Origin of the sequence: Nonomuraea sp. NPDC050680 (assembly GCF_040654555.1) — a bacterium.
In the GTDB taxonomy this organism is placed as follows: domain Bacteria; phylum Actinomycetota; class Actinomycetes; order Streptosporangiales; family Streptosporangiaceae; genus Nonomuraea.
The window spans coordinates 136,252-150,777 of sequence record NZ_JBFAIF010000012.1 but is presented as its reverse complement, the minus strand read 5'-3'; the positions used below and the strand labels follow the sequence as shown (position 1 = coordinate 150,777).

Here is a 14,526-nt window from a genome sequence, read left to right as displayed (position 1 = left end):
TTGGCACGGAGGACAGTTGGAGACCAGCCATTCCAAGAACCCTTCGAAATGTCACAGTCTTCCCGTACTTTCCTTTAGACAAGCCCCGCTCCAGTTCGAGGAGTCAGACCAGTGACCGACGAACGCCCATCGCCAGCCGTCAGCTCGACCCACTCACGGCCATGGGCGGGACCGGACGCACCCGTGTCACAGATCGTGCTCCGGCAGTCGGAGATGTGCCTTAGCTCCTATGAGGCAAACCCGACCCTCATCGAGGAGCACGCCAACATCGAACGGTCCACTACCCAGGGCGGATACGGACACCGTCAGCTCTACGAACTCGTTCAGAACGGCGCCGACGAGCTTCAGCGGGAGCGCGACGGCGGTATCAAGGTCGTTCTCACAGCCGAGACACTCTACTGCGCCAACCTGGGCACGGCTGTTACCCCTGAGGGAGCCCAGACGATCCTCGCATCTCATCTTTCCCGTAAGCGTGGCACGGAGATCGGCAGGTTCGGCCTGGGGTTCAAATCCGTCCTCAGCATCTCCAACCGCCCACAGTTCTTCAGCCGAACAGGCTCCTTCGGTTGGGACGCAGCACAGGCCCGCGACAGCATTACGAGCAGAGTCGACTACCACGGGCCGACCCCCGTTCTTCGCCTCGCCCATCCGCTTGCGCCCGATCTTGAGCGCCAAGGGGATCCCGTCCTCGACGAGCTGATGGCCTGGGCCACCACCGTGGTCAAACTTCCCCTCACCGGCGACCACTCGGAGCGGCTAGCGGCCGATCTTGAAGCATTTCCTTCAAGATTCGCCATCTTCTCTCCCCATGTCGGGAAAGTAGTTCTCGAAGACCGCAGAAATCATCAACATGTGACCAGCCGTGAGATCTCCGTTGTGGGTGAGGGTAACCGACGCACCCTGTCCACCAAGGAAGACAGTGGCACGAGCACATCCGAATGGATGGTGTTTGAAGCAGTACACACCCCAACGGCGAGGGCTCGGAAAGACGCGGGCGAATACCACGATCGCAGTGAGATCCCGCTGGCTTGGGCTGTTCCCGTATCAAGCACCTCAGAGACGGGAGAATTCTGGGCGTTCTTTCCCACTACATACGCGACAACCCTTCGCGGTGTGCTTAATGCGCCATGGAAGACCAACGAGGACCGACAAAATCTCCTCCAGAACAACTCGTTCAATGAGGAGCTCATGGAGGTCGCGGCCGGATTGATCGTTGCGTCCCTGGCCAAGATCTCGACACCTTCGGACCCTGCCCGCCATCTAACGCTGATCACGGCACGTGGACGAGAGTCGCGAAATTGGGCAGACGGCATGCTAACCGATCTCGTGTACGGTCTAGCGGCGAAGTGTCCGTCCTTGCCCGATCAGACGGGCACTCTCGTGGAACCATTCAAAATCAAGCTACATCCGGAAAAGCTCGATAGGAAATGGCTGGCGCAATGGGCAGCCTACCCCGGACGCCCTGCTGACTGGTGCCACGAGTCCATCGAAGAGACTGTGCGTAGATCACGTGCGGAAATAATCCTGGAGCGTGCCGGCAAGGGCCCGAGCACCGTCCGTGCTTGGCTCGAGGCCCTCGTATGCGACAAGTCTGCAGCTGCCTCGGCGGTGGCACTATCCATCGTCGCCGACATGGTGATGCAACAGCATCCATATGCTGAACAGGCACGACAGGCGAAGGTCCTTCGAACGGAGGCCGGAGTTATGGTCGCTCCCTTGGCCGATACCGTTTTTCGGCGGACTTCTCTAGACCGACCCACGGACGATTTGATATTTGTTGATCCAAACCTTGAGGACGATGAGGCGACCTCTTCGGCCCTTACCGTTCTCGGGATCCGTGAAGCGGATGCACTCGGGCGGTTCGCCGCTGTGGTGAAGTACGGCTTCCGGGCCTACGGAGATGCAGACTGGGAGAGATTCTGGCTCCTCTCCCGGCAGGTAGACGGTGAACGCGCTGTCGAACACCTTAAGCAAAGCGGAGTTAGTTCCGCCCACTTGAAGGTTCGTGTGCGAGCCCAGCGATTTCTGCCGCTTCGGGATTGCCTCCTACCGGGTCGTGTCGTCCCCGAAGACTCGGTGTCCGATCGCGACATCGTCGTCGACACCGACTTCCATCGTGCCGACATCGGAATGCTTCGTGCGCTAGAAATGACTGACGCTCCCCGCGTCTCCATCGACCCCGCTCCGGGCTTCTGGTTCGCGGCCTATCGGCAACATGTGGTGGACGCTTACTACAAGGATCTCGCTCCCAGTGCTGGCCGCCCGAGCGAACGGAGCATCGTCGTAGAGGGTCCCCATCCCGCAGGACCTCTCGATCTGCTCCCTCGTCTCAGCGAGAAAGCCCGCGCCAGGTTTATCATGGCGATCCCTGCGACCGGCTTGATCTCTCAATGGCAGGTTTACGCCAAGGCAAGTCGAGCTCGCCGCATCGATGTACCGTCACCGTTGGTGTGGATGGTGAAGAAGCACGGCATGCTTCCCACCTCGCACGGTCTCATGCCGATACATCATTGCGTCGGCCTGTGGCTCGAAGAGCACTCACGTGTTCTCCCTGTTGTTAGCGAAATAGATCCCGCACTCGCCACCGTTCTCAAGCTCCCTGAGAGTCTGGAGCAGATTCCCGGGCGACTCTGGGAATTTCTCTTCGAGAGCATCAAGAGCAGCGAAAACCCCTCGGATGTAGGAGCCTTCTACGGGTTGGCCGAGACCGTCCTGTCAGCTCCGCCGGAAGTCCGCTGCCAGCGGAGCAGTGGATGGACCGTTACTACGACGAGCGATGTTGCGGTCACGGACGATAAAGCGCGGTACAAGCGATTGCTTTTCCACGACGTCCCCGCGATCCTTGCTCCCGACTCGGAGACTGCTGCAAAGCTGGTCAATGCCTGGGAAATGAAGTCATTCGATGAGGCTTTGGCCACCGAACTTCGGGTGACGCCCCTTCGGGGAGCGATCCCGTTGGAAGATGTCTTTCCCTACCTACGGCTCGTCGCTGGTCGCCCTGCCCAACACCTAGCGTTGATGCGATGCAAGGAGATCGACGAGCTGATCCGGACGCCCGCTGGACAGATATCTCAACCTCTCAACATCGGCCGACAGGACGACACCGTCTACTGGCGCGAGCGGGATGACGATCTTGAACTTGTCCGGCAGCTCAACGGGCTACTCAATCTCGGCTTCTCCGAGGAACGCTGCCAGGAGGTGCTGCGACAGCAGAAGGAGGCTCGGCGAAGCGAGCGGATCATCAAAATCCGAAAAGAGAACGTCCCTGCGGACAAACTTCTCGCCATGCTGTCTGCCAAGACTCTCAGAGAGAAGATTCCGCAGATCGTCATCGACGCCGTCGAGGCCAAGGAGGGCAAGATCGACGAGCGGACGACGGCAGAACTCGCCATCTCCGTATACGGGACGGCTGCCGTCCTCCGAGAATACCGCCCCGAGCTGGAGAGGAATGGATTCATCCTGCCATCCCAGATGGCCGGAGGTCACGAAGCTCGGAAGTTCACAGAAGACCTCGGCTTCCCAGCCGAGTACGCCGGATTTCGACGCCCGTCACTGGAGCCGGTCATCACCGTGGAAGGACCCGTCGACTTCCCTCCTCTCCATGACTACCAAGAGCGGATGGTGCAGAGGATGTGCGAGGTCCTCCAAAGCCAGGACCCGCAGCACCAGCGAGGCATGCTCAGCCTTCCCACAGGCGCAGGGAAGACGCGGGTCGCGGTTGAGGCCGTGACGCGCACGCTTCGCGCCCTTCCTCCAGAGCAGGCGTCACAACCGGTGTTGTGGATTACTCAATCCGGTGAGCTAAGCGAGCAGGCCGTACAGAGCTGGCACTTTGTGTGGAGAAATATCGGGCCACCTCAACGGCTCACCATCAGCCGGCTGTGGTCAGGCAACGAGGCTGATCCTGTTACCGAGGGCTTCCATCTGGTCGTCGCGACCGACGCGAAACTGGAGAACGTCCTTGACACCGACGAGTACGCGTGGCTGCGTGAGGCTCAAATCGTGATCGTCGATGAGGCGCACACCTCGATCAGTCCGCGATATACCCAGATATTGGAAAGGCTCGGGCTCACGGCCCACCGAACGCGCTGCCCATTGATAGGCCTCAGTGCCACCCCGTTCCGCGGGATCAGCGTCGACGAGACAGATCGTCTGAGCGCGCGCTACTACCGAACCCGCCTCGATCACGGGCAGGACGGAGTCGAGATCCTCGGAGAGGACCCGTATTCGACACTGCAGGACCTCGAAGTGCTCGCTCGTGTCAAACACAAGGTCCTGAAAGGGTCCACCCTGGAGCTTGACCCAGGCGAGCGGGAGAACTTCGAACAGCTCCGCAGGCTCCCCGCCAGTGTCGAAGAACGCCTCGGCTCCGACCGAGAGCGCAACAACATGCTGCTCGACGAGATCTGTAGTCTCCCAGGCGACTGGCAGATCCTGCTTTTCGCGACGTCCGTGAATCACGCCCAGGCCATGGCTGCGTTGCTGGTCCGCAAAGGTATCAAAGCCGCCGCGGTCTCAGGCAGTACGGACGAAGGCGTGCGACGTCACACCATCGAACAGTTCCGAGAAAAAGAGATCCGTGTTCTAACGAACTACGGTGTCCTCAGCCAGGGCTTCGATGCACCCGCCACACGAGCAGTCGTCGTCGCCCGTCCTACCTACAGCCCTAACGTGTATCAGCAGATGATCGGCCGCGGACTTCGAGGAACCAAGAACGGCGGCAAGAAAGAGTGCTTCATTGTCAACGTGGCGGACAACATCGCTCAGTACGGCGAGGAGCTAGCGTTCCGCCAGTTCGAGTACCTCTGGAAGCACAGTGAATAACTCCGCATCGCTCATCGACAAACAACTCGACATCGCCGAGCAGCCGGGCGATGCTCGACTGCTCGTCACCGCGGGCGCGGGCACGGGCAAGACGTTCACGCTGATCCATCGGCTCGGGTTCCTCGTCGGGGAAGGAGAGCTAGGAGCCGACGAAGTCCTTGTCCTCAGCTTCTCCCGGGCCGCAGTTAGGGAGGTACGCGATCGACTGATCGCCTTCGGCGAAGGTGCTCAGCACGTCGATGTGCGCACCTTCGACTCGTACGCCACACAATTACTTTCTGAAGTCGTACCGGACGGGTCCTGGCAGCACACGTCTTACGACCAACGAATCCGTGAGGCGACCCGGCTGCTCCGTGAAGATGGGCACGCCGCAGGCCTCGCCGCCGACATCCGACATCTGATAGTCGACGAGATGCAGGATCTGGTCGGCGTTCGTGCTGACCTGGTCAAGGCACTGCTTGAGAAGGTCAGCGGCGGTTTCACCTTGCTGGGAGACCCAGCGCAGGGGATCTATGGATTCCAACTCGACGATCCGAAGGAACGGATCCGGGGAGCGGCCGCTCTGTACTCATCCGTCCGCGTAACGTTCGCGGACAGCTTGATCGAAAAAGAGCTGAACGAGAAGTTCCGCGCGCGCCAGCGCGAAGCAGAGGTCGCGCTGGCGTTCGGTCCGGAGCTGGGTCGGGAGAGCGCGGACTACGCGAGCATTCAAAGAGACCTTCGCACAGAGCTGCTCGGCAGCATGGCTCTGGGGACGCTCCACGACGCTATTCCCACGATCACAGACATGGCGCTGCCGACCGCGCTGCTCTGCCGTACTAACGGGCAAGCACTTCTCATATCACGCGAACTACACAGGAACGGTGTCGCCCATCGACTACAACGCTCGGCTCAAGAGCGAGTAGTGCCTGCGTGGATATCGGAGCTCTTTCGCCGCTCGGACTCGCACCTGTCTCAGGCTGACGCCACCTCCATCCTTGAGGAGTACGGCATACCAGTTCAAGAGACGTGGCCGTTGCTCAAGCGCATGGACGGTAACCGCCGGAGCAAGAGTCTGAGCCTCGCCGACGTCCGAGATCACTTGATCAAGGGAAATGTCCCCGACGAACTGACCCGTCAACCGAACAGCCGACTCGTTGTCTCCACCATTCATCGAGTCAAAGGCTTGGAGTTCGACCAGGTGATCGTCGTCGATCCCGGTGAGGCCGGTGACGACATCGTGGCACAAGCCGAGAATGCGCGGACTCTCTACGTAGCGATGACTCGTCCTCGCGACCTCCTCCTGTACATCAAGCCGGTCGACAAACTGTCGAACAAGCGTCTGAAGAAGTTTTCCAACGAACGTTGGGCCGAGTGCGGCTTCGGCAAGTTCAAATACTCCCGCTTCGGCATGGAGATACGCCCTCAGGATGTGCATGCCGAGGACCCGCCTGGAACCGTCGGCTTCCTCGGTGACCCTCACCAGGAGCAGGTGTATCTCGCAACCGAGGTTCTCCCGGGTGACCCAGTGTCCATGGTCCGAGGAGCGATCGAGGTTCCGACGGAGCCCCCCTCTTACTTCGTAGCGCATCGAGGACATCGGATCGGGGTGACCTCCGATGCGTTCTCTCGAGCGCTTCGAGAGATCATGCCTGGTCGTGATCGTCGCGATTGGCCCGAATCTGTCGAAGATCTGTACGTTGACTGCGTTGAGACCGTCGTGGGGAACGAGGCTGCAGGGCAGAATCACGGCTTGGGGTGGTCTGGCGTCTGGCTGCGCCCGCGGCTCGTGGGGATGGGAAAATTCAACTGGGGTTCCAAGGAGCGGAAATGACGTTCTCCGAGCACTATGAGTTCCGGCGAGAGTTGGTCCGACAGGTCGAGCTCGATCTCGTGGGACCGACCGATCCCGACAACGACGAGACGATCAACGACCGCCCCATCACCAAGTACGCGGCGGGCATCCTCTTTCCTCAGAGCGAGCACTCTGTCGATGAGGAAGCCTCGACGGAGGAGGAAGTGGAGGGCAGACACGCCGACCTGGACACCTCACCCGATCCCGCTGTCACGATGGCCAACGTCCGATACCCCTCCTCCATGGGCATGACCTTCGCTGTCGACGCCACTGTCACCGACATCATCATGGTGACGATCGAAGCTGCCCGCTACATTCCCGAAAGCACCGGGGAGCGCGTGCGCAAGCGGTCCGTGGATGAGATCGACGAACGATGGCGACGTCAGCCGATTACGATCGAGGCGCAATCTCTCCGGCTCGACAACCCCGAGCATCGAATCAACATCGCGGAAAACCTGGAGTTGTTCGCACGCGTACGTCCTAAGAACGAACGAGGCATCGCCGCGGTCACCGTGGCACTGATCAATAATTGCAAGATCCCCGTCGAAGCCGATCGCGACAGTGCTGCGATCTTCCAACCGCGCATCACGGTATCGTCCCCGACCGCGGACTCTCCTTTCGTTGAACGCACAGCTCCGGGAACCCCCGACGGCGACGAGGAACTGAACTCCTACCGGCTTCTGTACAGGCACGCTCCCACCTTCGCCACTGGGCACGGCTGCGCCGTCGAGTGGGAACACACGCCGAACGAGATCAACGACGTGAGCTCGACGCGGGCGGCCCGGTGGATCCGGACGACGTTCGTACCAGTACACGACCTCCGACTCGCGGACTCCAACCCGAAGATCGACACCCGGGCGCTCGGAATGCTGCATCTGGCCAAGGCGTCGGACTCGGAGGTCGTCTCGGCTCTTCGTGGTCTCACCGCGGGATACCGACACTGGATTCAAGATCGCCACACGGAAGCCGTACAGATCACGGCGCCTGACCTCCGCCGGATCGCCTTCGATCACCTGGAGAAGTGCGCTGAAGCCTGTGGTCGTATGGACGCAGGCATCGACCTGCTCGAAGGCCCGGTGATGGATGCATTCCGGCTGGCCAATCGGGCCATGGCCATGCAGCGAGGGAGAACGGATTGGTTGAAGAAAGGGCGTCTCGCCCCCGAGCCCGACGAGGCGACGGGCGGATGGCGACCGTTCCAGATCGCGTTCATCCTGCTCTCACTCGGTGGCGTGGTCGACAAGAACTCGGACGATAGAAAGATCGCCGATGTCCTGTGGTTCCCTACAGGCGGCGGCAAGACCGAGGCGTACCTCGGGCTGATCGCCTTCACAGCGTTCCTTCGCCGGCTCCGCGACCCTCGCAATGGTGGCGGTGTCACGGTGCTCATGCGATACACACTCCGTCTCCTTACGGTGCAGCAGTTCGAACGTGCCGCCCTACTCATGTGTTGCATGGAGAAGCTCCGTCGCGATGATCCCTCCCGTCTTGGCACGGCAGAGATCTCCATCGGCATGTGGGTCGGTCAGGGATCTACACCCAACAAACTCGACGACGCGAAGACGGCACTACGCAAGCTGGCCAAGAAGGAGGAGGTGCAGGAGAGAAACCCCGTCCAGCTTCGCACCTGCCCGTGGTGCGGCCAGGCGATGAATCACCGCAATTATGTGATCAATCTCGATCGGCTGACCATCGCCTGTGGCACTGCGGGATGTAAGTTCGAGGACGGCCTTCCGGTCCACGTGGTCGACGAGACCATCTACGCCGCCCGCCCGACGCTGATCATCGCGACCGCGGACAAGTTCGCCAGCATTCCCTGGAAGGACCAGGTCGCCAAGCTGTTCAACCGCACCACGGACGAACCCGCACCCGAGCTGATCATCCAAGATGAGCTTCACCTAATTTCAGGTCCCTTAGGGACGCTCGCGGGCCTGTACGAGACCGCGGTAGACCTTGCGGCCGAGCATCCGAAGGTTGTGGCCTCAACAGCAACGATCCGCCGCGCCGAACGGCAGGGCAAGGCGCTATTCGACCGTGAGGTCAGTCAATTCCCGCCACCCGGATTGGACGCACGGGACTCGTACTTCTCGGTGGAGGCCCCACCGAAAGATAAGGCGAGCCGGCTGTATGTGGGTTTGATGGCACCGGCCACCAGTCAGACCACTCTGCTGGTCAGGTCGTATGCTGCGCTCCTGCATCATGGGAACGCCTTGCCTGGCCCCGACAAAGTCCGTGACACCTATTGGACGCTGCTCGGCTACTTCAACAGCCTGCGGCTCCTCGCCGGCGCCAAACTCCAGGTCCAGGACGACGTGACCGACAGACTGGGCCTACTTTCCAAACAGTTCCGGCAGGACGAACGCGAGATCCTTCGAGATATAGAGCTAACGAGCCGTGAACCGTCCAGCGCGATCCCTGTGCACCTACAGAACATGGCGAAATCATTTCCTAACGCCATCGATGTGATCCTGGCGACCAACATGATCTCTGTAGGCGTAGACGTCGATCGCCTCGGACTAATGGTCGTCATGGGACAGCCGCAGTCAACGTCCGAGTACATCCAGGCAACCAGTCGGGTCGGCCGTTCATGGCCAGGCCTGGTCGTGACGCTGTTCAACTCCGCACGGTCCCGCGACCGCTCGCATTACGAGAACTTCACCACCTACCATTCGGCGCTGTATCGCCAGGTGGAGGCAACGAGCGTCACGCCGTTCTCGGCGCGGTCCCGCGACCGCGGCATCCACGCAGTCGTGATCGGCCTGGCCCGGCTGCTCATCCCAGAAGCGCGTCCCAAGCACGCCGCGGCCTTGATCTTGGATTTCGAGCAGCGTCTGCGAGCCATCTGCGACACCGTTTTGGACCGGGTTGAGAAGATCGCGGGCGAGGCCGAGCGGATCGCCACGGAGAAGCAGATCGACGAGATCATCCAACATTGGGTCGACCGCGCCGAGAACGAGCCGGACCTGGTCTACGACGACTTCAAGCAACCCGGTAACGGCCTGTTGATGGATGCGGGCCGTTATGACGAATCCAACGACGAGATCACCGATACCATGCCGACTCTCTGGAGCCTGCGAGACGTGGACGTCGAATCCAAGCTCTATCTGGACAGGGGATTGCGATGAGTGGCAACTCCATCGGCGGAGTACGGCGGGCGCAGCTGATCACCACGTACGGTGTCGGAGCACTCATCGCCGTCGAGAGCAACTCCTACATGATCGCCGGCATCGACCGCTGGTCCGATTCCGCTAGCAGCGATGAGAACGTGCTCCACGAACCACGGCTCCAGCAACAGCTCCGAGTCAACGGGTTTCGTCTTCCGCCTTCGTCTCAACACGAAGGGCGGGGTGATGTACCGGTAGTCCGCTTCCCCGTCTTCCATTCCTGCTCCGAGTCTGGAACCTTGAAGGAGCACTGGAAGTGGGGCAACCACCGGGGTACCGCGAAATGCAAGGTTCATGATCGGGAGCTTGTCCCCTCCCGGTTTGTGATGTGCTGCACCAACGGCCACATCGACGACTTCCCATACTTTCGCTGGGTCCACGCTGGCTCCCCCGGCACGGGTGCCGGGCACGAGATGACCATCGAGTCGTCGGGCCGCAGTGCCGCATTGCGAGACATCGTCATCGCTTGTAAGTGCGGCAAGCGAGTCTCGCTGGAGGGTGCCCTTAGTAAAGGTGCATTGAAAGGTATCGCCAAGTGCACCGGCAGTCGGCCGTGGCTCGGCAGTGACCAGAACCAAGAGTGCGACGCAGTCCCACGTGGAATGCAACGAGGCGCCTCCGGGGTCTGGTTTTCCCAGGTTCGCTCCGCCCTCTCTATCCCTCCGTGGTCCGAGGCAATCCACAAACTGATCGAGAAGCACTGGAAAACTCTCGGCAAAACCCGTCACCTCCGTGACACGGTGGAAGACATGGACCTGGCGAAGGACAAGTCGTTCGGTGTTGACGACATCGTGGAGGCTGTCGAACTGCGACGCCGCATTGAGGCCGGACTCGAGGAAGATCTCTCCGAAGCCGACCTCAAGGCCGAGGAGTACGAAGCTCTCATCCGCACTACACCGGAGACGTCGCGCGACCAGGATTTCGTCTGCGTCCCCGCCGAGAAGCAAGAGCTGGATCCGGCTCTCCCCGTCGCCCAGGCGATGCGGGTCAAGCGTCTTCGTGAGGTCCGCGTTCTGGAGGCGTTCACGCGTATCGAGCCTCCGAGCCCCGCAGACGACCGGAAGCGACTGGCCTCGCTATACCGCGAAGACGAGCGCCCCGGCTGGTTGCCAGCCATAGAGGTCATCGGGGAGGGAGCCTTTCTCCGCCTCGACCAAGATCAACTTGCCGAGTGGGAATCGCGCTCGGAAGTAGTAGAACGCGTGGCCCCCATAGATCGCGGATATCGCCAGCGCTTCTGGGACAGGGGTACCGAACCGGACCGCACCATCACCCCACGACTCGTCCTCATCCACACTCTGGCTCATGCCATCATCAACGAATGGAGCCTCGACTCCGGCTACCCGGCCGCCGCGCTGCGTGAACGCCTCTATGTCTCCAACTCCATGGCTGGCCTGTTGATATACACCGCGACAAGCGATTCCGCCGGAAGCCTCGGCGGCATCGTCGCCCAGCTCGAGTCTGGGGACCTCAGCGGATCGATCCGACGAGCCATCGAACGCGTTTCATGGTGTTCTGCAGACCCGCTCTGCATCGAGACTCAGACCTCCGGCGTCGACAACCTCAACCGAGCAGCCTGCCACGCCTGCATGCTCCTCCCCGAGACTAGTTGCGAAGAGTACAACACTCTTCTCGACCGCGCCCTCTTGATCGGCACGCCGGACAACCCGATAGTCGGATTGTTCGCCACGGAATAACCGCGGATAGAGAGGGGCCTCGCCTGAAGGCGAGGCCCTTCTTCCTGCGTCCTGGGCGCGCTCTCGCGGGTCGCCTTTCCCTCCGCCCCGGGGCGATAGGCCTGTCAGAGCTCAGAGCCACGCTTTAGTCGAACATTTTAGCCACATCCATGATCACGACAATCAGTGTTGTGGTAGCGACGAACACAGCACCAGCGGCGCTGAGCGCAGCGTTTACTGCTACGCCGGTCGAGATCGCCACGATAAAGCTGATAAGCCCGCAGATGGTTCCAGCCATTAGCGCAACGAGGATCAATAAGGGAGTTTTCCCGCTCATATTCTCTCTCTAGAGACGATACCGAAAATTGGCGCCCGAGTAGGACACAGGCTGCGCCAAGAGATCGATAAAATAGCCGCAATTGAACTAAAGCGGACTATATGCACCCAAGCACTCTGTCGGGCATGGCGAACACAAGCACCGGCCCGCGTGTCCCTAAAGACGTGAGATGTCTTCGCACATCCTCACGAGACGCAAAGTCGGCGCTGCTCGCAGCACTAGATAGACGTACGGCCGTCGCTTACGGCAGCGTGCAGCCATAGGCCTCCCGTGATTCTCGGTTTCCCACATCATGCCCGACCCCGACCGGATAGCCTGCTGATTGGCAAAAGTTCATGCAGGTCCGTCATCTACGTTTTCGCCCGCATAAAGTAGTTCTTTCCCTCATCGACGATGAGTAGGAGAAGCGTGCGGGCCAATCGGCATTAGGAAGGTCAAGAGATGTCCAGATCCCTCGAGAGGGTCGCGCAGCGCAGACAACTCCTGGTTCCACAACGAGAGGTCGTCGAGAGGGCAGCCGGGGCGTGTGAAGCCGCGTGGAGCGAGGGACGTCTCCGTCCGAGTTCCGTCAGTGTCCGCCCATCCCTGCTCTCGTCAACGACCGCCTCCGCTGGCTATACAGGGAGGGGTCACGGCAGTTCGTCTTCCCTGAACCGGGAGATCAGAGAGGAGAGCGGATCCCCGCAGCCATCTCCCCTGGTTCAGCTGATGGTGCCGCGCGGGATCCCAATGCAGCTCTACCTGGTTGGCCTTTTCGAGGCCCAGTGCACGCGCCGCCCAGGAGAGTCGGTACAGAACCGAAGGCCGCTACGAGCCAACAGGGCAGCCCAGGTGGCATGGCTTGACCTATTAGCCATCCTGGCCAAGAGCAAGGAGGCCAGAACCACGTCGTCGCTGGCCGTATCCCTGCCAACCGCCAACCGCCTTCGCCAGATAAAGAATGCCCTCGAAAGTCTACAAAGGGCCCGGCTGGTCGAACTGGGCTCAGCGCGTTCGAATGGCCGCTTTGAGAGCTTTGAACTACTGGACGAATGCGGACAATATTCCCATGCGGGGCATCCGATACGTTACCGCGTGCCCGACCGCGACGAGACGACCCTTAAGCTGCCAATCCAATTCTTTACCAACGGTTGGGTACATGCCCTCTCTCCCGCCGAGATGGCTACATATCTAATGCTTCGCCATATTAGTCAAATCTATCCCAGCAAGCACGGGACCGACGGGGTGTTCGTTACCGAGAAGCAGCGATGCGAGGTCTACGGGATTGGCCGAGATGCCTATGAAAGCCATATTCTGCTGAACCGGTATGGCCTCGTCGAGAGAGTAAAAGACTCCGCTCGCCGACCTGATGGGCGTATAGCCAACTACCAAACCAACAAGATCCTTCAGCCCCATCGCTTCCAAATTGCGTCGGATACCGTATTTGCGCAACGCGCTGTCGACACGGTAATCCAAGGGCTCAAGTAGCGAAGCTCGCTCGACCTCATTGTTTAGCCGTGCTGACGCCAGGGAGGCGCTTCCCTCACGATCCGCGTGATGGCGGCTCGCGACCGCGAGGCCAAATGTGATGAGCTGCTGGTTGATGTGCACGCCCCTCGCTGCTCCGTTCCCCTGGACATCTGCACCGAAGCCCGCACCCAAACGAGGCCGCGCGACGCATCGCCGGCGAGTTACCTGGCGTGACCGCTCAAGATACGCAGCCACAGGCCCTCGGCCTCGCGCGCGGACATCCAGGTACTCTCCACGATGACCTGTGGGACCTCCTCGGAGATGCGCCGGACGAACCACAGCCCGCCCGCAGTGCACAGCTCAAAGAACGGTTGCTGACAAATGCAGGTGTGCTGACGCACCCGCACTCGAGCGGCACGCGGCAGAGCTGCTTCCCATCCCACGGGCTCGACCTGCGCGTGCGCAGCGGTTACATGCAGCCCGTGGTAATCGAGTTGGGACGTCCAGGTGACCATGGACATCACACCCGGACTTGCTGGTCATGAAGCAGCGCCACGAATGTGGCTACGTCGTCGGCGCTCACTGTCTGCTGGAGCCCCGCATCGATTTGGGTATCGCAGAGCCGGACACCGCGCCTGGTTGCGTAGAACACACCCGCGTCGCTACGAAAGAACGACCAGGCAGGGAACGTGACGCGAAGTGCGTCGAGGTCATAGCCGTGTGAGGTCATGAGGTCAGCGTAGAAGTGAATGTCTACCCTTGTCTACCCACGTAGGCGGACGTTGGCCTTCGGGTAGCGTTTCCTACCGTTGACCCATGTTTGAGTTCGAGCCGGACAGGCCGAGGTGGCAGCAGGTAGCGGACGTGATTCGAGAGCGCATCGAATCCGGTACGTATCAGCCCAAGTACCTGGTCTCTGAGCTCTCTCTTGTCCAGGAGTTCGGCATCGCCCGCGACACCGCGCGTAAGGCCGTACGCGCCCTGCGTGAGGAAGGCCTGATCTATACGGTCCCGCACATGGGAAGCTTCGTCAGCGTGCCCAACGAGGCCGAGTCTCCCGAGGACCAGGCATCTACTGACTGAGCTCGGATCGTGGCCTACCGTTGCCGACCGTGCCCCTTGGTTCCGACATCCAGGCCCTTCCTCCCCCCTGTCGAGCGTGCGCCGTACCACTGACCCATGTTCGCCAGAGCGAGGGCCCGATCCACCGGAGCTCTCGCCCGCATGGTGCTGCACACCGAA

General features: G+C 60.8%; 8 protein-coding genes. 6 read left to right on the top strand and 2 right to left on the bottom strand.

Annotated elements, in window-relative coordinates:
- Positions 1–183: 183 nt before the first annotated feature.
- The 4 genes from AB0H88_RS33175 to AB0H88_RS33160 are packed head-to-tail and all read left to right on the top strand — an operon-like array spanning position 184 to position 11,519.
- A complete protein-coding gene (locus AB0H88_RS33175; protein WP_357651439.1) occupies positions 184–4,824 on the top strand; it encodes a DEAD/DEAH box helicase family protein in 4,641 nt (1,546 codons plus the stop codon).
- Positions 4,817–6,637, top strand: coding sequence for a UvrD-helicase domain-containing protein (locus AB0H88_RS33170; RefSeq protein WP_357651437.1), 1,821 nt, complete (start codon positions 4,817–4,819; stop codon positions 6,635–6,637). Before AB0H88_RS33175 ends, AB0H88_RS33170 begins: the two co-directional genes overlap by 8 nt.
- Positions 6,634–9,783, top strand: coding sequence for a helicase-related protein (locus AB0H88_RS33165; protein WP_357651435.1), 3,150 nt, complete (start codon positions 6,634–6,636; stop codon positions 9,781–9,783). The genes AB0H88_RS33170 and AB0H88_RS33165 overlap by 4 nt, the downstream gene beginning before the upstream one ends.
- Positions 9,780–11,519, top strand: coding sequence for a DUF1998 domain-containing protein (locus AB0H88_RS33160; RefSeq protein WP_357651433.1), 1,740 nt, complete (start codon positions 9,780–9,782; stop codon positions 11,517–11,519). Before AB0H88_RS33165 ends, AB0H88_RS33160 begins: the two co-directional genes overlap by 4 nt.
- A gap of 124 nt (positions 11,520–11,643) precedes the next feature.
- On the opposite strand, the gene AB0H88_RS33155 is transcribed toward AB0H88_RS33160, so the two are convergent.
- Positions 11,644–11,835 carry a hypothetical protein gene (locus tag AB0H88_RS33155; RefSeq protein WP_357651431.1) on the bottom strand — a complete coding sequence of 64 codons (192 nt, stop codon included), beginning with the start codon at positions 11,833–11,835 and terminating at the stop codon, positions 11,644–11,646.
- Positions 11,836–12,666: 831 nt separating this feature from the next.
- Here AB0H88_RS33155 and AB0H88_RS33150 point away from each other — a divergent pair.
- Positions 12,667–13,302: a hypothetical protein gene (locus tag AB0H88_RS33150; protein WP_357651429.1), complete on the top strand. Its 636-nt coding sequence runs from the start codon at positions 12,667–12,669 to the stop codon at positions 13,300–13,302.
- A 502-nt stretch (positions 13,303–13,804) separates the two neighbouring features.
- Here the strand turns inward: AB0H88_RS33150 and AB0H88_RS33145 are convergent.
- Complete coding sequence (locus AB0H88_RS33145) at positions 13,805–14,014, bottom strand: hypothetical protein (protein WP_357651427.1); 210 nt, start codon at positions 14,012–14,014, stop codon at positions 13,805–13,807.
- A gap of 86 nt (positions 14,015–14,100) precedes the next feature.
- On the opposite strand from AB0H88_RS33145, the gene AB0H88_RS33140 reads away from it, so the two are divergent.
- Positions 14,101–14,367, top strand: coding sequence for a winged helix-turn-helix domain-containing protein (locus AB0H88_RS33140; protein WP_357651425.1), 267 nt, complete (start codon positions 14,101–14,103; stop codon positions 14,365–14,367).
- Positions 14,368–14,526: the final 159 nt, after the last annotated feature.